At 64.9% G+C, this 20,073-nt stretch carries 19 protein-coding genes and 1 pseudogene; 2 read left to right on the top strand and 18 right to left on the bottom strand.

Translation table 11 applies throughout. The features are described 5' to 3' along the window. Positions 1-11: 11 nt before the first annotated feature. From NLM31_RS00230 to rimP, 3 genes are read right to left on the bottom strand one after another with little or no spacing between them, the layout of a single operon-like run. Entirely contained in the window at positions 12-695 is a 684-nt protein-coding gene (locus tag NLM31_RS00230) for an RNA-binding protein (RefSeq protein ID WP_254191138.1), read from the bottom strand. Between the two features lie 23 nt (positions 696-718). Beyond that, positions 719-2,329 carry a transcription termination factor NusA gene (gene nusA / locus NLM31_RS00225; protein ID WP_254127149.1) on the bottom strand — a complete coding sequence of 537 codons (1,611 nt, stop codon included), beginning with the start codon at positions 2,327-2,329 and terminating at the stop codon, positions 719-721. A gap of 2 nt (positions 2,330-2,331) precedes the next feature. After that, the gene (gene rimP / locus NLM31_RS00220) at positions 2,332-3,093 is read right to left on the bottom strand and encodes a ribosome maturation factor RimP (RefSeq protein ID WP_254127147.1); all 762 of its coding nucleotides are present in this window, start codon (positions 3,091-3,093) and stop codon (positions 2,332-2,334) included. Between the two features lie 391 nt (positions 3,094-3,484). On the opposite strand from rimP, the gene NLM31_RS00215 reads away from it, so the two are divergent. After that, complete coding sequence (locus tag NLM31_RS00215; protein ID WP_254127145.1) at positions 3,485-4,567, top strand: DUF2336 domain-containing protein; 1,083 nt, start codon at positions 3,485-3,487, stop codon at positions 4,565-4,567. On the opposite strand, the gene trmB is transcribed toward NLM31_RS00215, so the two are convergent. The 12 genes and pseudogenes from trmB to tsaB all read right to left on the bottom strand — a co-directional run bounded on the left by trmB (position 4,564) and on the right by tsaB (position 15,411). Then, complete coding sequence (trmB, locus tag NLM31_RS00210; protein WP_254191137.1) at positions 4,564-5,274, bottom strand: tRNA (guanosine(46)-N7)-methyltransferase TrmB; 711 nt, start codon at positions 5,272-5,274, stop codon at positions 4,564-4,566. The genes NLM31_RS00215 and trmB overlap by 4 nt on opposite strands. Then, a complete protein-coding gene (locus tag NLM31_RS00205) occupies positions 5,271-6,428 on the bottom strand; it encodes a M20 family metallopeptidase (protein ID WP_254127141.1) in 1,158 nt (385 codons plus the stop codon). The genes trmB and NLM31_RS00205 overlap by 4 nt, the downstream gene beginning before the upstream one ends. A gap of 85 nt (positions 6,429-6,513) precedes the next feature. Further along, positions 6,514-6,927, bottom strand: coding sequence for a helix-turn-helix domain-containing protein (locus tag NLM31_RS00200; protein ID WP_057746952.1), 414 nt, complete (start codon positions 6,925-6,927; stop codon positions 6,514-6,516). A gap of 231 nt (positions 6,928-7,158) precedes the next feature. Then, positions 7,159-8,772 (bottom strand): apolipoprotein N-acyltransferase, encoded by a 1,614-nt coding sequence (lnt, locus tag NLM31_RS00195; protein WP_254191136.1) that lies wholly within the window; start codon positions 8,770-8,772, stop codon positions 7,159-7,161. Next, positions 8,769-9,887: a hemolysin family protein gene (locus NLM31_RS00190; protein WP_254127132.1), complete on the bottom strand. Its 1,119-nt coding sequence runs from the start codon at positions 9,885-9,887 to the stop codon at positions 8,769-8,771. Before NLM31_RS00190 ends, lnt begins: the two co-directional genes overlap by 4 nt. A gap of 1 nt (position 9,888) precedes the next feature. Beyond that, on the bottom strand, positions 9,889-10,377 hold the full coding sequence (ybeY, locus tag NLM31_RS00185) for an rRNA maturation RNase YbeY (RefSeq protein WP_254127131.1): 489 nt from the start codon (positions 10,375-10,377) through the stop codon (positions 9,889-9,891). A gap of 82 nt (positions 10,378-10,459) precedes the next feature. Then, positions 10,460-11,455, bottom strand: a complete 996-nt coding sequence (locus NLM31_RS00180) for a PhoH family protein (protein WP_254127130.1) — start codon at positions 11,453-11,455, stop codon at positions 10,460-10,462. Positions 11,456-11,519: 64 nt separating this feature from the next. Further along, positions 11,520-12,917, bottom strand: a complete 1,398-nt coding sequence (gene miaB, locus NLM31_RS00175; RefSeq protein WP_254191135.1) for a tRNA (N6-isopentenyl adenosine(37)-C2)-methylthiotransferase MiaB — start codon at positions 12,915-12,917, stop codon at positions 11,520-11,522. Between the two features lie 138 nt (positions 12,918-13,055). Then, a pseudogene (locus NLM31_RS00170) lies at positions 13,056-13,734 on the bottom strand (HAD family hydrolase). A 5-nt stretch (positions 13,735-13,739) separates the two neighbouring features. Continuing rightward, a complete protein-coding gene (locus NLM31_RS00165) occupies positions 13,740-14,195 on the bottom strand; it encodes a Fur family transcriptional regulator (protein WP_057746941.1) in 456 nt (151 codons plus the stop codon). Positions 14,196-14,233: 38 nt separating this feature from the next. Continuing rightward, positions 14,234-14,719, bottom strand: a complete 486-nt coding sequence (gene rimI, locus NLM31_RS00160; protein ID WP_254191134.1) for a ribosomal protein S18-alanine N-acetyltransferase — start codon at positions 14,717-14,719, stop codon at positions 14,234-14,236. Continuing rightward, the gene (tsaB, locus tag NLM31_RS00155) at positions 14,716-15,411 is read right to left on the bottom strand and encodes a tRNA (adenosine(37)-N6)-threonylcarbamoyltransferase complex dimerization subunit type 1 TsaB (protein ID WP_254191133.1); all 696 of its coding nucleotides are present in this window, start codon (positions 15,409-15,411) and stop codon (positions 14,716-14,718) included. The genes rimI and tsaB overlap by 4 nt, the downstream gene beginning before the upstream one ends. Positions 15,412-15,717: 306 nt before the next feature. On the opposite strand from tsaB, the gene NLM31_RS00150 reads away from it, so the two are divergent. Continuing rightward, positions 15,718-17,403 (top strand): PAS domain-containing methyl-accepting chemotaxis protein, encoded by a 1,686-nt coding sequence (locus NLM31_RS00150; protein ID WP_254191132.1) that lies wholly within the window; start codon positions 15,718-15,720, stop codon positions 17,401-17,403. Between the two features lie 114 nt (positions 17,404-17,517). Here the strand turns inward: NLM31_RS00150 and NLM31_RS00145 are convergent, their stop codons facing one another. The 3 genes from NLM31_RS00145 to trpS form a co-directional block, all read right to left on the bottom strand. Further along, positions 17,518-18,084 carry a NifU family protein gene (locus tag NLM31_RS00145; RefSeq protein WP_254191131.1) on the bottom strand — a complete coding sequence of 189 codons (567 nt, stop codon included), beginning with the start codon at positions 18,082-18,084 and terminating at the stop codon, positions 17,518-17,520. 328 nt (positions 18,085-18,412) lie between these two features. Further along, positions 18,413-18,907, bottom strand: a complete 495-nt coding sequence (locus NLM31_RS00140; RefSeq protein WP_254127117.1) for a universal stress protein — start codon at positions 18,905-18,907, stop codon at positions 18,413-18,415. Between the two features lie 108 nt (positions 18,908-19,015). Then, complete coding sequence (gene trpS / locus NLM31_RS00135; protein ID WP_254127115.1) at positions 19,016-20,068, bottom strand: tryptophan--tRNA ligase; 1,053 nt, start codon at positions 20,066-20,068, stop codon at positions 19,016-19,018. Positions 20,069-20,073 lie beyond the last annotated feature (5 nt).

Below are 20,073 nucleotides of genomic sequence, written 5' to 3'. Positions count from 1 at the left end.
CGTCGTTATCTTCAGAAATCCTGGCCGGGCTTTTCGGCAGTCTTGTCAGCGTCCGCCATCCGGTATCGGACCAGCATCTGGCTACGTGACAGGAATGACTTGCTCGCCGGGCCCGCGAGCAGGGCAGCATGTATCACATTTGACCGGGTAAGTGCCAAATCCAATTCTATCGATTTCAGGGCCGTAACGACGGGAATCTGCGGCTCGGCACCGCGATTTCCGGCATTTTGACGCGCCAGCATGTCCAATTTGCGGATTCCGTCCGCGGCCCCGTCGCTGGCGTGGATCAGGACCTCGACCGTACCTTCCCGCAGGGCGCTCTCGACCTTGCCGAAGCCGGCAACGATCTGGCCCGCCTTGGCGGCAATCCCAAGGGCCTCGGTCACGCTCCGAACCAGGAGCGCATCGATGTCGTCGGGAAGCGTCGGGGGAATGCGCAGGTCGCGCTTGAAGGCTTTGGTAAATTGGTGACGACGGACGGCTTCCGCAACCACCCGTCGCGATGCCGTGACCCACATGCCTCGTCCGGGCAATTTGCGCTTGAGATCGGGAACTATGTCGCCTTGCGGCGATACGACGAAGCGGATCAGCTCGTCGATCGGCCGGACCTCGCGGCTGACAGCGCACATGCGCATGGTCGCGGACCTTTCGGCCCGCGGTCCATGGTCAAGGTCGGTGTCAAAGCTGGCAAGCATCCGGGCGACATTCTCCTTTGCCCTTAAGCCGGCTGATCTTCGGTCGCGTCGGCCTCTTCGGCCGGCTTGGCGAGGTCAGCCTCGGTGATCCAGCCGGCCTTGACGCGGGCCTGCATGATCATGGCTTCCGCATCGTCGCGCGAGATGCCGAGGCCGTCGAGCGCGCCGGCGAACTTGGTCTGCTCGCCGCCTTCCTTGCGCTCGGTCCAGCCGACCAGATCGTCGGTGGCGCAGCCCGCGAGGTCCTCGACCGTCTTGATGTCGTTCTCGCCGAACTTCACCAGCATCTTCGAGGTGACGCCGGGCACGTCCTTCACGGCGTCCTCGACGCCGAGTTCCTTGCGGCGGGCCTCGATCTCGGCTTCCTGCTGATCGAGATATTCGCGGGCGCGGTTCTGGAGTTCCTGTGCGGTCTCCTCGTCGAAACCCTCGATCCCGGCGAGCTCCTTGAGGTCCACCATCGCGAGTTCCTCGACCGAGGTGAAGCCTTCGGAGGCGAGCAGCTGGCCAACCACCTCGTCGACATTGAGCGATTCCATGAAGACGCGGGTGGAGTTCTCGAAGTCGGCCTGGCGGCGCTCCGATTCCTCCTGCTCGGTCAGGATGTCGATGTCCCAACCGGTGAGCTGCGAGGCGAGACGGACGTTCTGGCCGCGGCGGCCGATCGCCAGCGAAAGCTGGTTGTTGGTGTCGGGCACCACGACCTCGATGCGCTCGCGGTCCTCGTCGATGACGACCTTGGAGACTTCGGCCGGCGCCAGCGCGTTGACCACGAAGGTCGCGATGTCGGGCGACCAGGGAATGATGTCGATCTTCTCGCCCTGCAGTTCGTTCACGACGGCCTGCACGCGCGAGCCGCGCATACCGACGCAGGCGCCGACCGGATCGACCGAGGAATCGCGGGAAATCACGCCGATTTTCGCGCGCGAGCCCGGATCGCGGGCCACCGCCTTGATCTCGACGATGCCGTCATAGATCTCCGGCACTTCCTGCGCGAACAGCTTCGCCATGAACTGCGGATGGGTGCGGGACAGGAAGATCTGCGGACCGCGGGTCTCGCGGCGGACGTCGAAGATGTAGGCGCGGACGCGGTCGCCGTTGCGGAACACTTCGCGCGGCAGCATCTCGTCGCGGCGGATGATGGCTTCGCCACGACCGAGATCGACGATCACGCTGCCATATTCGACGCGCTTGACGACGCCGTTGACGATGTCGCCGATGCGGTCCTTGAATTCCTGATACTGCCGGTCACGCTCGGCCTCGCGCACCTTCTGCACGATCACCTGCTTGGCCGACTGCGCGGCGATGCGGCCGTATTCGAGCGGCGGCAGGGTGTCGGCAATGGTGTCGCCGACCTGGGCGCCGGGATTGGCGCGCTGCGCGTCGACCAGCGAAATCTGGTTGGAGTGATTTTCGACCTTGTCGACCACCAGCATGTGGCGCGACAGCCGCAGCTCGCCCTTCTTCGGGTCGATCTCGGCGTGAACGTCAGTCTCGCTGCCGTAACGGGCCCGCGCAGCCTTGGCGATGGCATCTTCCATCGCCGCGATGACGATGCCGCGGTCGATCGATTTCTCGCGGGCGACGGCGTCGGCGATCTGGAGCAATTCAAGTCGATTGGCGCTGACTGCCATGGCTAATCTCCTTCGTCAGGCTCGATCTCGCCGCGTCGCGCGCGTTCGGCGGCAAGGCGATGTTTCTTGGTATTGGTCGGGGCCGGCTTCTTTTGCTTTTGCGGCTTGGTGTTCTTGGTGGTTTTTTCGCTGATTTTCGCGTGCGCCGGCTGCGGCGGCTCAATGCCGAGATCCCTGCGCATCTGGCGCTCCTCGGCCTTGCCGCGGCGCATGGATTCAGCGATCAGCTCATCGGTCAGCACCAGCCGTGCCTCGCCGATATCTTCCATCGTCAGGAGCACGTCGGCATCGTCGCTTGCCTTGGCGTCGTCGCGATGCAGGTGCACGCGGTCGCCTTCGACGGCACCGAGGGTGCCACGGAACCGCTTGCGCCCCTCATGGGCGACCGCCATGTCGATCTTCACCAGATGGCCGGAATAGCGCTCGAAATCGGAGCGGCGCACCAGCGGACGGTCGATCCCCGGCGAGGAGATTTCCAGCCGATAGGCGCGATCGATGGGGTCGGCGACGTCAAGCACCGGCGACAGGGCGCGCGAGATCGCCTCGCAATCCTCGAGCTGCATCGAGCCGTCCGGCCGCTCGGCCATGATCTGCACGGTGCAGCCGGCTTCGCCGGAAATGCGGATCCGCACCAGGCGATAACCCATGCCCTCGAGCACGGGAGCGGCGACCGCAGACACCCGCGCCGCCGCGCCCGGCTCGACCACGAGCCTCGGCTCGGCAAGCAACTCGGCATCGGTGGAACCAGTGTTCGGTTCGGTCATAGCAGGGGTCAAGGCGCTCGATAGTCTCGATGGTTAAGGCTTGGTTAAAACGTCAAAGCCCGCTTCGGAACTTTCCCGACACTCCGTCGGGCCGCATCTTCCGCCAAGCCGCGTTCAGGTAATAAAAAAGAGCGGGTCCTTTCGGGCCCACTCTCACTACGCGGATCGTATGAGAAGATGAATTGGCGCTCATATAGCCCGTTCCGCCTGCCCGGACAAGGCCCATCGCAGCCGGATGCGGGCTTTTTGCGTCCCGGCGGGCCCCCTGGGAGCGCCGACAGGCGCCCCAAAGAGCAACGCTTCTTTCATGAAGCGGGCCTAAATTTCCCGGTTGTGGGGCGGCTTGAGCCTATGGCGCGCCCACGGCGTGCCAGATTTCGAGTTGCGTTTCATGACCGTTGCCACGTCGCTCATTCCCGGACTGGACGATATCGTCAAACGCGGCGATCCCCGGCGTCGTGGCGAGATCGCAAACGCCATCGCCGCGCTGTTCTTTCAGGACGCCTCGAGACTCCGTCCCGAGCTCATCGATCTGTTCGACAATCTCCTGATCGATCTCGTCCCGCATGCGGAGCTCGCCTCGCGCGTCGATCTCGCCGAGCGCTTCTCGCGGCTGGACAACGCGCCGCGTCATCTGGTCGGCCAGCTCGCGCGTGAAAATGAAATCCTGGTGGCGGCCCCGGTGCTGCGCCGGTCTCCGGTGCTCGATGAAGCCGCGCTCGTCGAGATCGCCCGGCTCAAGGGCCAGGGCCATCTCCTGGCGATGACGGAGCGGCCGACCCTGTCCGCCGAGATCACCGACGTGCTGGTCGAGCGCGGCGATCGCGACGTGGTGCGTCGTGCCGCCGGCAACGCCGGCGCGATCTTCTCACCCGGCGGCTATTCGGAGCTGATCAAGCGCGCGAGCCAGGATGGCGTGCTGACGCTCAAGATCGGCCAGCGCGAAGATCTCTCCGGCGAGCATCTCAAGGAACTCCTGGACGGCACGCTCGACGTCATTCGTCGTCGCCTGTCCAGCGTGGTCAATCCGGCGCGCCAGGTCGAGATCAAGCGCGCCATGGCTTCGATCGAGGAAGCCGCGCTGCCGCCCGGCCCGCGGCGCGATTTCTCCGCCGCGCAACGCACGGTGCTTGGCCTGCATCGCGGCGGCCATCTCGGCGAAAGCGCGCTGCTTGGTTTTGCCAAGGCGCATAAATACGAGGAATCGGTCGCCACGCTGTCGGCGATGGCCGGCGTCAGGCTTTCGATGCTCGATCGCCTGATCGCGGGCGACCGCTATGATCCGATCCTGATCCTCGGCCGTGTCCTGAATCTCGGTTGGCCCACGGTGCGCGCGCTGATCCTGATGTGGTACGGGCCGCATCGCATGCCGGCCGATGCCGATCTCGAGCAGGCGCGCACGAATTTCACCCGCCTGATGCCGGCGACCGCCGAGCGCGTCGTGAATTTCTGGCGCAACCGCCGAACGATCTAGCTTCTGCGAAATCGCAAATACGCCGCCTTGCGTCCCTCGCGCGCGGCCTTACGACCGTAGCGCGTCATGGTGTAGCCTTCCCAGGGCTGACGGAAATCGTCGGCGCGTTCCGCAAGCCACTGAAAATCCGGCGCACGCGCCAGATGCGACAGCGTCCAGGCGCAGTAATCGTCGATGTCGCAGACGAAACGGAATTCACCGCCCGGCTTCAGCACGCGTGCCATTGCGACGATCGTGCGGTCCTGAACGAAGCGCCGCTTCCAGTGCCGCCGCTTCGGCCAGGGATCGGGGTGGATCAGATCGATCCGCGACAGCGAGGCGTCCGGCAGCCAGGCCAGCAGCTCGGCGGCATCGCCGGCGAACAGGCGGATGTTGGCGATGTTGGCGGCCTCGATCTGCGCGAGGATCTTGGCCATGCCGTTGACATAGGGCTCGCAGCCGATGAAGCCGGTCGTCGCGAAGTTCTGCGCTTCCGCGGCGAGATGCTCGCCGCCGCCGAAGCCGATCTCGAGCCGTAAATCTTCGGCCGCGGGATCGAAGATCTCGGCGGCGTTCGCCGGCCTCTCTGACGTGATGTCGAGCGAAAGATGCGGCAGCAGATGATCGACCAGCTCGGCCTGGTGCTGCCTGAGCTTGTGGCCCTTGCGCCGCCCGAAGAATGCGCGCTCGTCGTTCGCGCGATCGGGGTCTGATTTGCGTTCGCTCATCGCAGTGTCTGGTACAGGCGGTGCAGCAGCCGCGCGCGCGGCTCGAGCGAGGACACGTAGAGCTGCTCATAATGGGTGTGCGCGCCCTTGCCGTCGACGCCGAGCCCGTCGAGCGTGCCGGTATGCGGCGCGGTGAAATTGCCGTCCGAACCGCCGCCGGTGTGGGTGTCGATCAGCTCGAAGCCGAGCTCCGCGGCGAGCGTCCTGGCGTGCTCGTACAGTGAGGCGCCCGCATTGCCCTTCTCGTAAGGAGGACGGTTGAGCTCGCCGGTGACGGTGACGGTCACGCCGTCGGTCTTCGATGTCAGTCCGAGGATCTTGCCGACGAATTCGTCGGCATCGTTGGAGCTCGGCACGCGCAGATCGACTTCGGCATAGGCCTCTTCCGGCGTGACGTTGGGCCGCGTGCCGCCGCGCACCACGCCGACATTGACGGTGACGCCGCGCTTCAGATCGTTCATCGCTTCCAGCGTCTGGATGACGTTGGCGAGCTCGCGCACCGCGCTGCGGCCGTCTTCGGGCCGCGAGCCGGCATGGGCGGGCACTCCCTTGATGTAAACCTTGAATCGCCCGACGCCCTTGCGTCCGGTGACGATCTTGCCGCCGTCGCGCGCCGGCTCCGTCACCAGCACGTATTTGGCCTTGCGCCCTTCGGCCTCGATGAGCGCGCGCGAGGTCGGGCTGCCGATCTCCTCGTCGGCGGTGAACATGTGGGTGATGCCGAGCGGCGGACGGTCGGGCTTTGCGCAAAGCTCGCGAAAGGCGTGATAGGCGATGTAGGCGCCGCCCTTCATGTCGTAGATGCCGGGACCGAACGCGCTGTCGCCGTCGACCTTGAACGGCAGACGTTCGATGAAGCCCATGGGATGAACGGTATCGAGATGGCTGAGCACCAGGATACCGGGCCGGTCCTGGCCCCAGGTCGAACGCACCACGAGATGATCGCCGCAGCCATCGACGCCGGCGACGCGTTCGAGCGTGACGGGCAGGTCGCGGTAATGATCGGCAACCACGGAGACCAGCCGGTTGACCTGGTCAGGCACTTCCGTCGGCGTCTCGATCTCCACCCAGCGGCGGATACCTGCGAGAATAGTTTGGGAATCGAACGAGTTGGAGTTCGCCATGAACGTATCTGTGCCTTCGAATCGCATCATCTTGGCGGAGGCGACGCAAAGCGCACCCGCAAATGACGACATAGGCCAGATTTGGCGCAGTCTCAAATCGGAATGAGTTGGCGCCTCAGCGCTTGTCCGGGCCTTCGCGGGCGGCGATCTGCTCGACGAGATCGACGATCGAACGGCGCAGCTTCGAATCGGTGATTCGGGTGAACGCCTTGGTCAGCGCGAGCCCTTCGGAGGTCGCGAGGAAGTCGGAGACATAAGAGGGCGATGCACCTTCCGCGAAGCCGTCGGGGCCGGCGACGCCGCTCGGTCCGCCCTCGAACAGGAACGACACCGGCACCTGCAGAATCTCGGCGATCTGCTGGATTCGGCTTGCGCCGACGCGGTTCGTGCCCTTCTCGTACTTCTGAATCTGCTGGAAAGTCAGGCCCAAAGCTTCACCGAGCTTTTCCTGACTCATGCCCAACATGATGCGGCGCATGCGCACGCGACTGCCGACATATTTGTCAACAGGGTTGGGCGCTTTCGACATTTCCTCAGCCCTCCAAACACCACCGTCGGCGCAATGATTGTATTGCCTCAGGTGACAGCGACGTCAAAACTTCACCCTGATTGGGGAAACATTGCGGAGAAATTTAGCAATGCACCGCTGTCTTGTGCAGCCGGTGCAGAATGGGGAGCCCGCGTGCAGTCTGTCAACCGTGGGACTGCGGTTGTCAAAAGTTTCCGGCCGCCTCGCCGGAAACCGCTAGCGACCGCGCGATCAGGGGTGCCGTTTGGCAACACGCCGTCGCACCGCCAAAATCACAGCCAGCGCGACGAGCATGGCTGCGGGGATGTCACCGACTCTCGCATAGATGGTGGGCGGGATTGCGGTCGGCAGGCTTGCATCCAAAATGCCTTCGATACCGAGACCGAGGCTGGCCACCGTGCGTCCCACCGGATCGACCACGGCCGAGATGCCGGTATTGGCGGAGCGGACCAGCGGCAGTCCGAGCTCGATGGCGCGCATCCGCGCCTGCTCCAGATGTTGGTACGGACCGGTCGAGATGCCGAACCAGCCGTCATTGGTGAGGTTCACCATCCAGCCCGGGCGCTCGTCGCGCGTCCCGACTTCACCGGGGAAAATCGCCTCGTAGCAGATCGACGGCAGCGCGGACGGTGCCCCCGGTATCGGCAGCACGTGGCGCACCGTGCCGGGAATGAAGCCGCCGCGCATCCGCGTCAGTTGCTCGAAGCCGAGCTTCTCCATCAAACCCTGGTAGGGAAGGAATTCGCCGAACGGAACGAGGTGCAGCTTGTCGTAGACCGCGAGCACGCTGCCGTCGTGATCGATCACGTAGATCGAATTGTAGGCCCGCGTGATCGGCGTGCCCGGCGGCACATCGGGGGCGCGAACCGATCCGGTGATCAGCACCGTGCCCTTGGGCAGCAGCTCGGCGATCTCAGCCATCGCGTCGGCTTCGCGGGTCAGGAAGAACGGAAAGGCGGATTCCGGCCAGATCAGAATCGTGGCCGCGCTCACGCCGGTTGATTGCGGTCCGGAGGCGCGGTCCGACAGCGCGAGATATTTCTTCATGACCTCCGCCTTGGCGGAGTAGTTGAACTTCAGGTCCTGCTGCAGGTTCGGTTGCATCAGGCGCAATTTGGTACCCGCAACCATCGTGGTCGGATGCAGCGCCATGCGGATGGCGCCGAAGATTCCCATCACGACCAGCAGCGCAACGGCCGCCGCCGGCACGCGCCAGGCGAGGCGACGATCGCGTGTGCGGTCGATCAGCACCGCAGGGCTCGCGAAGATCGCAACCGTGAGGAACGTCATGCCCCACTGGCCGATCAGCGAGGCGGTCTGCGCCAGCGCCAGCGGCTCCGACAGCGCATAACCGAACGCGTTCCAGGGGAAGCCCGTGAGCACGTGTCCGCGCAACCATTCGCCGACGGTGAGGCTTGCCGCGAGCGCGAGAATGCGGGTGGCATCCTTGGTCCAGAGCAGGCGCGCCAGCGCGAAGCCGATCGCGGTGAAAATGGAGAGATAGGCCGGCAGGCCCAGCACGGCGAACGGCGTCAGCCAGGCGAACACGTCGGCGTCGACGAAGAAGGCGATGCCGATCCAGTAGAGGCCGGGGACGAAATAGCCGAGCCCGAACCAGTAGCCGGTCAGCGCGGCGGCGGGGACGCCGCCATACCGCCCGGCCCCGGCGCCATCGATCAGCCAGACCATCACGGGAAAGGTGATGAACAGCACCGGAAAGAAATTGAACGGGGCCAGCGCGAACACCGACAGCGCACCGCACGCCATGGCCAGCAGCGCGCGCTTCCATCCCCAGGTCAGGATGATGGCAAGCGCAATCTGTCGAAGTCGTTGGAATGCCGTCACTGCGGGCCGGTCCCGTCGGCTGGCGGCGGGGTCGGCGTGTCGCTGGCCGGCGGCTGGCCGCTCTCGGGCGCGGCCTCGCGGCGGCGGCTCTCGCGCTGGGTGCGGGGCGCGGGGCGTTCCTTCCGCGTCGAGATGCGCAGCCGCTTGACGCGGCGCGGATCGGCATCGAGCACCTCGACCTCGTAATGGCCCGGGCCCGAGATCACCTCGCCGCGCACCGGCAGGCGTCCGACGAAGCTGACGAGATAGCCGCCGAGCGTCTCGACTTCCTCGCCGGCCTCGCCGGTGACGAAGTCCTCGCCGATCACGGTGCGCACGTCGTCGAGGCTGGCGCGGGCATCGGCGATGAAGGCGTTGTCGGGCAACCGCACGATCGACGGCGGCTCGTCGCTGTCATGCTCGTCGTCGATCTCGCCGACGATCTGCTCGACGATATCCTCGAGCGACACCAGCCCGTCGCTGCCGCCATATTCGTCGACGACCAGCGCCAGGTGAACGCGCGTCGCCTGCATCTGCGCGAGCAGGTCGATCGCCCGCATCGACGGCGGCACATAGAGCAGCTTGCGGATGATGCGCGCGTCGTGCAGCGGCAATGCGAGATCGACGGCGCGCAAATCGAGTCCGGCCGGCAGCGGCTTCTTGCGCTTGGTCTTGGTGGCCTCCGACACGCGCGCACGCACGGTCATGAAGGCGAGCAGGTCGCGGATGTGGACGATGCCGACGGGGTCGTCGAGCGTCTCGTTGTAGACCACGAGGCGCGAGTGGCCGGCGCTCTCGAAGCGGTCCATCAATTCGCCGAGCGGGATGTCGCGCTTCACCGCGATGATGTCGGCGCGATGCACCATGACGTCGGCGATGCGGCGCTCGTGCAGGCCGAGGATGTTGCGCAGCATGGTGCGCTCGACCGCGGAGAAGCCGGTGTCGTCGGGCGTGGTCGCATCGAGCACGACCTGGAGATCGTCGCGCACCGATCCCGCCTTCCAGCCGAACAGCGTGCGGATGGCGCGCAGCAGCCAGCCGTCCGCCGTCGGACGCAGCACCTCGCCGGGCGCGACCACGGCCGGCAGATTGGCCGTGTTACGCGGATTGTCGTGAGTAGGCTCTGAATCCGGCATCTCAGTGCGTCCCCGCGCGGTCTGCATAGGGATCGGGGATGCCGAGGTGAGCCAGGATCTCGGTTTCGAGCGCTTCCATCTCTTCAGCGTCGTCGTCGTTCTCGTGATCGTAGCCGATCAGATGCAGGAAACCATGCACCGCGAGATGGCTCAAATGATGATCGAACGGCTTGTGTTCCTCGTCCGCCTCGCGCCGCATGGTCTCGTAGGCGATCGCGATGTCGCCGAGCATGCGCGGCGCATCGCCCGGCTTCCACTCGCCCTCCGGCTGGAGCGCGGGGAACGACAGCACGTTGGTCGGCTTGTCCATGCCGCGCCAGTTGCTGTTCAGCGTGCGGATGCCGGCATCATCGGTCAGCATCACAGCCACTTCCGCGTCGGCAACGTCTTCGTCGACGGATTCGGCGGCGGCCGCAACGGCGCGCTGGATCACGGCTTCGGCGTCAGGCTCGCTTTGCCAGCAATCGGCGACGACGAGGACCTCGGTCATGGGAAGATTGGGATGTGACATTGTCTTTGTTCGGAACGAAAGGGCGCTTCGTCCGCGCCCGTCGGGTCCGGCTGTTGTCCCGTCAGGATTTACCGGCGGCCGGCCGCTGCGGCTGCCCTTCATAGGCAGAGACGATCCGCGCCACGAGCTCGTGGCGGATCACGTCCTCGGCTTTGAAATGAACTTGCGCAATGCCTTCGACGCCATCGAGCAGGCGCGTCGCCTCGGCCAGACCCGAGGTCTGGCCGTTCGGCAAATCGATCTGCGAGGGATCGCCTGTCACGATCATGCGGCTGTTCTCGCCAAGACGGGTCAGGAACATCTTCATCTGCATCGACGTCGTGTTCTGCGCCTCGTCGAGGATGATCGCGGCGTTGGTCAGCGTGCGGCCGCGCATGAAGGCGAGCGGCGCGATCTCGATCTCGCCGGTCTGCAGTGCGCGCTCGACGATGCGCGCATCCATCAGGTCATAAAGCGCGTCGTAGATCGGGCGCAGATAGGGATCGACCTTCTCGCGAAGGTCGCCGGGCAGGAAGCCGAGCCGCTCGCCGGCTTCGACCGCCGGACGCGACAGGATGATCTTGTCGACCTCCTTGCGCTCGAACAATTGCGCGGCATGGGCGACCGCAAGCCAGGTCTTGCCGGTGCCGGCGGGGCCGATGCCGAACACGAGCTCATGGCGCTTCAGCGCGCGGATGTAGGAGTCCTGCGCGGCCGTGCGTGCGCGCACCGGGCGTTTGCGCAGATTGATGCTGTCGAAGGCCGACTTCGCGGACTTGGCGTCGAACTCGAACAGGGAGCCCTGGGCGATGACGGCGCGGATCGCGCCTTCGACCTCGCCCTGGTCGACATCCTGCCCCTTCACGGCGTGCGCGTAGAGCGTCTCCAGCACGCGGCGCGCCGCGTCGCAACCGTCGCGGGTGCCGCCGATGGTGATGTGGTTGCCCTTGGAGTCCACCACGACGCCGAGCCGCCGTTCGATCTGCGCCAGGTTCTGGCCATAAGGGCCGACCAGCGCGGATGCGGCGCGGTTGTCGTCGAAGTCGATGACGACCTGGGTCTCGGGCGGAACTTGCATGTCGCGGTCAAATTTGCGGCTGGGAGCGATAGAAGACGAATCCGATGCGCTTTTGGGCAAGGGTTCAGGCTCCGGTGGCGATGGATGATAAAGCGGGCTCGCGCGCACTGCGTGGCGTCGCGAGCTCGCCGAGGAAACTGTAGCGCTCGAGGCTGTCGATTCGCACCGGAAGGATCTGTCCGATGATGTCGGGCGAGGCCATCACATGAGCAGGCTGAAGGAAGGCGGTGCGGCCGACGATCTGGCCGTCCTTGCGCGCCGGACGTTCGAACAGCACGTCGACCGTTGAGCCAATCGCAGCCTTGTTGAAGGCCGATTGCTGGCTGTCGATCAATTCCTGGAGCCGCTCCAATCGCTGGTCCATCTCGGCGGGGGACACCGTCTCCTGCATATCCGCGGCCGGCGTTCCCGGCCGGGCGGAGTATTTGAACGAATATGCCGCAGCGTAGCCGATTTGCGTGACAAGCGCGAGTGTGGCGAGAAAATCTTGCTCGCTCTCGCCGGGGAAGCCGACGATAAAATCTGATGAAAAAGCAATGTCTTGGCGCGCCGACCGGAAACGGTCGATGACACGCCGATAATCATCGGCGGTATGTTTCCGGTTCATGGCGGCCAGGATCCGGTCCGAGCCCGACTGCACCGGCAGGTGCACGAACGGCATCAGCGCATCGAGATCGCGATGGGCCGCAATCAGGCCGTCGTCGACGTCGCGGGGGTGGCTGGTCGAGTAGCGCAACCGCGCGACGCCGGGGATCTGCGCCAGGCGCTCCAGCAATTGGCCGAGTCCCCAGCTTTTTCCGTCCGGTCCGTCGCCGTGATAGGCGTTGACGTTCTGGCCGATCAGCGTGAGCTCGCGCACGCCATTGTCGGCGAGGCGCTTCACGTCGTCGACGATCTTCGTCACGGGGCGCGAGACTTCCGAGCCCCGCGTGTAGGGCACGACGCAGAACGTGCAAAACTTGTCGCAGCCTTCCTGCACCGTGACGAAAGCGGAAATGCCGCGTGCGCGAATCGCATCGGGCCTGGGCTGGGCGAGGAAGCCGAATTTGTCGGCCGCCGGAAACTCGGTCTCGATCGCGCGGCCTTCATGACCGGCGCGCTTCAACAGCTCGGGCAAATGATGATAGCTCTGCGGACCGACCACGACGTCGACCGTGGGCGCGCGACGTACGATCTCCTCGCCTTCAGCCTGCGCGACGCAGCCTGCCACCGCGATCTGCATGGTGCGGCCCTCGCGCGCGGCCTCGTCCTTGGCGACGCGCAACCGGCCGAGCTCGGAATAGACCTTTTCGGAGGCCTTCTCGCGGATGTGGCAGGTGTTGAGGATGACGAGGTCGGCGTCCTCGGCGTTGGCCGTCTCCACGAATCCTTCCGGAGCCAGCGTGTCCACCATGCGCTGGGCATCGTAGACGTTCATCTGGCAACCATATGATTTGATGTGCAGCTTGCGCGGCGGCGTCATGGAACCCGGAATTGAGGTGGAGGACGGCCCTCAAATATAGGCTGAGGGGCTGAAAATCCAGCGATCGGGGGCCGAAAAGCAGCGTTCCTGGGGGCGAGGCAGCCGCGAAGGGCGGAATCGAGAGGTTTGGTGCCGGATTCAGCCCGTCAGGGCGTCGGCTGCGACCCGCCGGACCAGCTCAGGCAATTGATGCATGTCCGAGAAGGTCAGGTCGGCACCGGCCTGGCGCAGGGTCTCGGCATGGCCGGCCCCGCAATGGCTGCCACCGTAAAAGCCGAATACTTTCATTCCGGCCGCGCGCGCCGGCGATGCCGGCAAGGCTGTCCTCGATCACGACACAGCGCTCGGGCGGCACGCCCATTTCCTTCGCAGCAAACAGGAACAGGTCCGGTGCGGGCTTGCCGTTTGTCACCTGCGAGGACGAGAAGATGTTCGGCGCGAGGCGTTCATAGAGCCCCGTGCTTCCGAGGCTCACTTGCATGCGCGGATGCGTGCCGCTCGAGGCAACGCAGACACGTTGCGTCACGACGTCGAGCACGTCGTGGATGCCGCGGATCGCTTCGAGGTCGGCTTCGAATGCGCGAAACAGCTCGTCCTGCAGCTCGTCGTGATAGGCCTCGGGCAGCTTGCGGCCGAGCTCGGTCTCGATCTCGAGATTGGCCTGTTTCGTGGCGCGGCCGAGGAAGCGCGCGGACACTTGCTCCGCCGTGATCGGATAGCCGTGCCGGGTCAGCACATTCGCATGCGCGCGACAGGAGATTACCTCGCTGTCCACGAGCACGCCGTCGCAATCGAAGATGATGAGGTCTATCGCCACGAGACTTAAGACGTCGGCTTGTCGTCGTCGAGCGGAACGCAATAGAGCTCGAGCCGGTGATCGACCAGCTTGTAGCCGAGCTTGCGGGCGATCTCCGCCTGAAGCTTCTCGATCTCCTCGGAGGTGAACTCGATCACCTTGCCGTCGCGCAGATTGATGAGGTGGTCGTGATGGCTGTCGCGCATCGTCTCGTAGCGCGCGCGGCCCTCGCGGAAATCGTGACGCTCGATGATGCCGGCATCCTCGAACAATTTGACGGTGCGATAGACGGTCGAGATCGAGATCTTGTCGTCGACCGCGACACAGCGCCGATACAATTCCTCGACATCGGGGTGATCGACCGCTTCAGCAAGCACGCGCGCGATGACGCGGCGCTGCTCGGTCATGCGCATGCCGGTGGCGGCACAGCGCGCCTCGATGCCGGTCGCCTTGGATGCGGAAGAAGGTTTGAGTCCAGTCATATTGTGTCCGCCTGAGGGGGCGCTTTCTGCCATCAATATTACGACAAGTCACGCCGCATCAGAAGTGCGTTCAATTGTTCCCCGTTGGCCTGCTTATAGTAGCGTTCGCGGCGCCCGACCACCACGAATCCGCCTCCGTCATAGAGCCGTCGTGCCGGCTGATTGTTCTCCTCGACCTCCAGAAATATCGTGCGCACGCCGCGCCCCGCGAGGTGCCCGAGATGGGTCATCAGCAGCGTGCGGGAAAGGCCGCGGCCGCGATGGGACTGGTCGACCGCGACCGAGAGGATTTCGGCTTCGTCCGCGCCGATCCGCGACACCGCAAAGCCGATCGTCTTGCGACCGAGCCGCAAGCGGTGGACGAGGGTGTTGCGCTCGGTGAGCATCGTCTCGAACTCGGTTTCGCCCCAGCCGTGCGCGAAGGAGGCGCCGTGGAGCTGTGCCAGCCGCGCCGCGTCGCGCGCCGACGCGGGTTCGACGGCGGCGGTGCCGCCGCGCCACCATTCCGAAAACCATCTTATCATGACGTTGCGGCTTGAGCTGCGAACAGCGGCTGGGCCGCCGGCTTTGCATCGGGTGCCTTCAGATAAAACGGTCGCGCCGGATTGGTGTCGGGATTTGCCGCAGCGCCGAGCCAGGCGACCCAGCTGATGTCAGGCGCGGGCTGCGCGTCGACCGAAACAGGTTGTGGCATATCCTGCGGCCAGCGCTCGGCGAGAATCCTTGCGGCATTGCCGACCAGATGCGGCGCGCCGAATTGCGAGGCCGCGATCGCCTCGTCGATGGAAGCGACGGCCGGCGGTACCAGCAGACTGCCGTCGCCGGCGACGATCTGGAAATAGACGTGATCATGCCGCGCATCGACTGCCGAAATCACCGGCACCACGCCGCTCTGGCCGACAATGGCGGCCGCATAGGCCGAGAGGGTCGTGAGGCCAACGGCCGGCCGCTTGGCCGCGAGCGCAAGACCGCGGGCCGCCGAAATGCCGACGCGCAAGCCGGTGAAGCTGCCGGGGCCGACCGTCACCGCGATGCGGTCGAGCGCCGTGAATGCGAGATCGGCCGACTGCATCACGCGCGCGATCATCGGCATCAGCGCCTCGGCATGGCCGCGCTTCATGAGCTGTTGCTCCTGCGCGAGGAGCTCGCCGGCGTCGGTGTCGAGAACGGCGGCCGCGCACGCCTCCAGCGCGGTATCGATGGCAAGGATCAGCATCGAATCAGCTTAGTCGGTCCCGCCGCGGTCGAACCAGTCCAAGTTTGATTTCTCGACAGGCGCACGATCATCCCCGTAATTCTACGTGTACGGGAGCTGGCAGGATTTTCGCGCCCCATTTTTGATGCGGGTGCATCGATTTGCAACCTCCCGGATAGCTAAGTATTTGAAATATTGCCATTTTAATCAATCATTAGCAAACCGGTGACACCGTCAACGAGCGGGAGAGCGAGTCAACGACGACTCGGACGGGGCGTTTCGGCAGATCAAGCCGCGCCCGTTTCGGTCATTTTGAAAGGTTCATTTATGTCTTTTTGGCGAAGCGGTTCTTCGGCTAGGGAGGCTTTGGCGCAGGTCATTGCACTTGGGAAGTCGCAAGCGGTCATCGAATTCAATCTCGACGGCACCATCCTCACGGCCAACCAGAATTTCCTCGACGCCATGGGCTACCGGCTCGACGAGATTGCGGGCAAGCACCACGGCATGTTCGTCGTGCCGGAAGAGCGCGGCAGCCCGGCCTATCGCGAGTTCTGGGCCCGCCTCGGCCGCGGCGAATATCAGTCCGCCGAATACAAGCGGCTCGGCAAGGGCGGCCGCGAGATCTGGATCCAGGCGTCCTACAATCCGATCATCGACGAGGCCGGTAAGCCGGTGAAGGTCGTCAAGTTCGCGACCGACATCACCGCGCGCAAGTTTCGCAGCCTCGAGGATGCCGGAAAGATCTCCGCGATCGGCCGGGCTCAGGCCGTGATCGAGTTCAATCTCGACGGCACCATCATCACCGCCAACGACAATTTCCTGGATACCGTCGGCTACCGGCTCGAGGAGATCCAGGGCCAACATCACAAGTTGTTCGTGGCCGCAGGCGAGCGCGACAGCGCGGCCTATCGGGAGTTCTGGGCAAGGCTTGGCCGCGGCGAATTCCAGGCCGGCGAATACAAGCGCTTCGGCAAGGGCGGCAAGGAGGTCTGGATCCTCGCGTCCTACAATCCGATCCTCGATGACGCCGGCAAGCCGTTCAAGGTGGTGAAGTTCGCCACCGACGTCAGTGCGCAGAAGCTGTCGAACGCGAATTTCGCCGGCCAGATCGAGGCGATCGGCAAGTCGCAGGCCGTGATCGAGTTCGACATGGACGGCAAGGTTTTGACCGCGAACGAAAACTTCCTCGGCGCGCTCGGCTATGGGCTCTCCGAGATCGTCGGCAAGCATCACAGCATGTTCGTGGACTCCAGCGAGCGCGACAGCGACGCCTATCGCGCCTTCTGGGCCAGGCTGAACGCCGGTGAATTCCAGTCCGGCGAATATCAGCGCGTCGGCAAGGGCGGCCGGCAGGTGTGGATCCAGGCCTCTTACAATCCGATCCGCGATCTCAACGGCAAGCCGTTCAAGGTCGTGAAATACGCCTCCGACACGACCGCGCAGGTGATCGCGCGCAAGCGCAGCGAGAAGGTGCGCGACATGATGGAATCGGTCGCCGCCGGGGCCGAGGAACTGAATGCCTCGGTGCGCGAGATCGCCGAAGCGATGACGCGTTCGCGCGAGACCGCGTCGACCGCGGTCGATCGGGTCGAGGCGGCGGATCAGCAGGCGCAGCGGCTGACGCAGGCGGCGGAGTCGATGAGCATGATCGTGCAGCTGATCGGCAACATCACCGGCCAGATCAATCTGCTGGCGCTCAATGCGACGATCGAATCCGCGCGTGCGGGCGAGGCCGGTCGTGGCTTCGCGGTGGTCGCATCCGAGGTGAAGAACCTCGCCAATCAGGCCAAGCAGGCGGCTGACCGGATCGAGCAGGAGATCGGCAATCTCAACGGCATCTCGGTCGACGTCGTCGGGGCGCTGGATGCGATCAAGAGCGCGATCCAGGGCGTCAGCGAATATGTCTCGTCAACGGCCGCCGCCGTCGAGGAGCAGAGCACGGTCACCCAGGAAATGTCGGCGAGCATGCGCAAGGCGGCCGAGGAAGCCGCGAGCATCGGGCAGGCGGCGTAGCGAGATCTCGTAGGGTGGGCAAAGGCGCTCTTGCGCCGTGCCCACCATTCTTGATCGTTGGCGAAAGAAGGTGGGCACGGCGCTTCGCGCCTTTGCCCACCCTACGGCACCTTTTTACATCGGCCGGACTTCAACCACGTCGGGCACAAAATGCTTCAGCAGGTTCTGAATGCCGTGCTGGAGCGTCGCGGTCGATGACGGGCAGCCGGAGCAGGCGCCCTTCATGTTGAGATAGACGATACCGTCCTTGAAGCCGCGGAAGGTGATGTCGCCGCCGTCATTGGCGACCGCCGGACGCACGCGCGTCTCGATCAGGTCCTTGATCATGTCGACCGTTTCGGCGTCGGCCTCGTCGAAGAACTCGTCCTCGTCATCGAGATCGACATCGGCTTGTGCCGCGCCGTCGGCGAGCAGCGGCGCGCCGGACATGTAGTGTTCCATGATGGCGCCGAGGATCGCGGGCTTGAGCTGCTGCCATTCACCGTTCGCCTTGGTGACGGTGATGAAATCCGATCCGTAGAACACGCCGGTGACGCCGGGCACCTCGAACAGCTTTTCCGCGAGCGGCGAACGCGTGGCGGATTCGCGGCTCGCAAATTCCACCGGGCTGTCGGCTACGACGCGGCCGGGAATGAACTTCAGCGTGGCGGGATTGGGGGTGGCTTCGGTTTGAATGAACATGGTTTTCTCCAGACGTCGCCGGTTCAAGGCCGGCGCGTGGGCTATCCACTAGCAGATGGCGACGCGGAACGCACGGTCAAGGGGGCGGACGATCGTTTCGCTGTTATTTCAGCGGGTTAGGTCCTCGCTTACCCTCCCCTGGAGGGGGAGGGTCGATCGCGCAAAGCGCGAGCGGGGTGGGGTGATCTCTCCACACGGGCACTGCTGGGCGCGGAGAGACCGTCACCCCACCCCGTCTCTCATCTTCGCTGCGCTCAGATGCGAGCCGACCCACGAGCGAGCTACGCTCGTCTCGGACCCCTCCAGGGGAGGGTAAGAGGCGGCGTCGCTACGCCAGCGAATCCACGCTTCCGTCGCTCAGCGCGCCGGAAATGATGGTCACCGGCACCGGGAACGTGCCGAGCGCATGCGAGAGCAGCGCCACCCACGGTCCCGGCCCCTCCGCGCCCGGGCTGGCGGCGAGCACCAGCATGGCGATGTCAGGGTCTTCATCGATCACCGCGAGCAGCTGCTCCATCGCGGCGCCCTCGCGGATGAGCCGTTCCGGCGTGATCGCGGCAATGCCGTTGGCGCGGCCGGCGGCGCGGTCGAGCGCGGCTTCCGCCGCCTCATGCGCCTCGGCGCGCATGATGTCGGCGACACCCAGCCATTGCTGGTTCTGGTCCTCGATCTCGATGATGCGCAGCATCACCACGCCGCCGCCGGCACGGATCGCCCAGCGGCTGGCGTAATAGACCGCGCGATCCCATTCGGCGGTGTCGTCGACGATGACGAGGCATTTGGGCTTGTGACCCGGCTCGAAGCAAAGTCGCTTGCTGGTCATGCCTATCCCGGAGTGTGCACGGGGCGCATGCTGCCACACTCGTTCGCGCTTGGGGAGAGGCGAAGCGGCCCGCGCCGTGGCGCAGGCCCAAGTTCGCGATCGCAATCGTCAGCGACGGCGGATGAAGCCGACGATGTCCTTGGAGAGGTTCATGGTCTCCTCGGCAATCGCACGTGCCCGGTCGGAACCATCGTTCAGGATCGCATCGATATGGCCGGGGTCGGCGACGAGGCGCTTCATCTCGCCCGCGATCGGGGCGAGCTTTGTCACGCACAGCTCAGCCAGCGCGTTCTTGAAGCTGGAGAACTGGCCGCCGCCGAACTCGCGCAGCACGTCGGCCTTGGAGCGGTCGGAGAGCGCGGCGAAAATGCCGACGAGGTTGTCGGCTTCGGGGCGTGGCTCCAGGCCCTTCTCCTCGCTCGGCAGCGGCTCCGGATCGGTCTTCGCCTTGCGGATCTTCTGCGCGATGGTGTCGGCGTCGTCGGTCAGGTTGATGCGCGAATTGTCTGAAGCGTCCGACTTCGACATCTTCTTGGTGCCGTCGCGCAAGCTCATCACGCGCGTCGCCGGCCCCGTGATGAAGGGTTCCGGCAGCGGGAAGAACAGGCCGTCATTGGCGCCCTGCGCGCGAATGGAATCGCCGAAGTCATTGTTGAACTTCTGCGCGATGTCGCGGGAGAGCTCGAGATGCTGCTTCTGGTCCTCTCCGACCGGCACGTGGGTGGCGCGGTAGAGCAGAATGTCGGCGGCCATCAGCACGGGATAGTCGAACAGCCCGACCGAGGCGTTCTCGCGATCCTTGCCGGCCTTCTCCTTGAACTGGGTCATGCGGCCGAGCCAGCCCATGCGCGCGACGCAGTTGAAGATCCAGGCGAGCTCGGCGTGGCCGGAGACCTGGCTCTGGTTGAACACGATGTGCTTCTTGGGATCGATGCCGCTCGCGATGAACGCTGCGGTCACCTCGCGGGTGTTGCGTGCGAGCTCGGCCGGGCCACCCCAGACGTCCACGCCCTGCGTGATCGCGTGCATGTCGACGACGCAATAAATGCAGTTGTGGGTTTCCTGCATCTTCACGAAGTTGACGATCGCGCCGAGGTAATTGCCGAGGTGCAGATTGCCCGTCGGCTGGACGCCCGAAAAAACCCGTTCAACAAATGGCATGGTCA

It is taken from the genome of Bradyrhizobium sp. CCGUVB4N (genome assembly GCF_024199945.1).
Taxonomy (GTDB): Bacteria; Pseudomonadota; Alphaproteobacteria; order Rhizobiales; family Xanthobacteraceae; genus Bradyrhizobium.
This window is presented reverse-complemented; position numbering and strand designations above follow the sequence as displayed.

What these genes read in the sequence shown, in the direction of transcription:
- NLM31_RS00230 (WP_254191138.1), bottom strand. Translation starts at nt 695, where the DNA reads ATGCTTGCCAGCTTTGACACCGACCTTGACCATGGACCGCGGGCCGAA.
- NLM31_RS00200 (WP_057746952.1), bottom strand. Translation starts at nt 6,927, where the DNA reads ATGTCGAAAGCGCCCAACCCTGTTGACAAATATGTCGGCAGTCGCGTG.
- NLM31_RS00180 (WP_254127130.1), bottom strand. Translation starts at nt 11,455, where the DNA reads ATGCAAGTTCCGCCCGAGACCCAGGTCGTCATCGACTTCGACGACAAC.
- NLM31_RS00150 (WP_254191132.1), top strand. Translation starts at nt 15,718, where the DNA reads ATGTCTTTTTGGCGAAGCGGTTCTTCGGCTAGGGAGGCTTTGGCGCAG.
- NLM31_RS00215 (WP_254127145.1), top strand. Translation starts at nt 3,485, where the DNA reads ATGACCGTTGCCACGTCGCTCATTCCCGGACTGGACGATATCGTCAAA.
- NLM31_RS00140 (WP_254127117.1), bottom strand. Translation starts at nt 18,907, where the DNA reads ATGACCAGCAAGCGACTTTGCTTCGAGCCGGGTCACAAGCCCAAATGC.
- NLM31_RS00145 (WP_254191131.1), bottom strand. Translation starts at nt 18,084, where the DNA reads ATGTTCATTCAAACCGAAGCCACCCCCAATCCCGCCACGCTGAAGTTC.
- nusA (WP_254127149.1), bottom strand. Translation starts at nt 2,329, where the DNA reads ATGGCAGTCAGCGCCAATCGACTTGAATTGCTCCAGATCGCCGACGCC.
- miaB (WP_254191135.1), bottom strand. Translation starts at nt 12,917, where the DNA reads ATGACGCCGCCGCGCAAGCTGCACATCAAATCATATGGTTGCCAGATG.
- rimI (WP_254191134.1), bottom strand. Translation starts at nt 14,719, where the DNA reads ATGATAAGATGGTTTTCGGAATGGTGGCGCGGCGGCACCGCCGCCGTC.
- tsaB (WP_254191133.1), bottom strand. Translation starts at nt 15,411, where the DNA reads ATGCTGATCCTTGCCATCGATACCGCGCTGGAGGCGTGCGCGGCCGCC.
- ybeY (WP_254127131.1), bottom strand. Translation starts at nt 10,377, where the DNA reads ATGACCGAGGTCCTCGTCGTCGCCGATTGCTGGCAAAGCGAGCCTGAC.
- rimP (WP_254127147.1), bottom strand. Translation starts at nt 3,093, where the DNA reads ATGACCGAACCGAACACTGGTTCCACCGATGCCGAGTTGCTTGCCGAG.
- NLM31_RS00205 (WP_254127141.1), bottom strand. Translation starts at nt 6,428, where the DNA reads ATGATGCGATTCGAAGGCACAGATACGTTCATGGCGAACTCCAACTCG.
- NLM31_RS00165 (WP_057746941.1), bottom strand. Translation starts at nt 14,195, where the DNA reads ATGACTGGACTCAAACCTTCTTCCGCATCCAAGGCGACCGGCATCGAG.
- trpS (WP_254127115.1), bottom strand. Translation starts at nt 20,068, where the DNA reads ATGCCATTTGTTGAACGGGTTTTTTCGGGCGTCCAGCCGACGGGCAAT.
- trmB (WP_254191137.1), bottom strand. Translation starts at nt 5,274, where the DNA reads ATGAGCGAACGCAAATCAGACCCCGATCGCGCGAACGACGAGCGCGCA.
- NLM31_RS00190 (WP_254127132.1), bottom strand. Translation starts at nt 9,887, where the DNA reads ATGCCGGATTCAGAGCCTACTCACGACAATCCGCGTAACACGGCCAAT.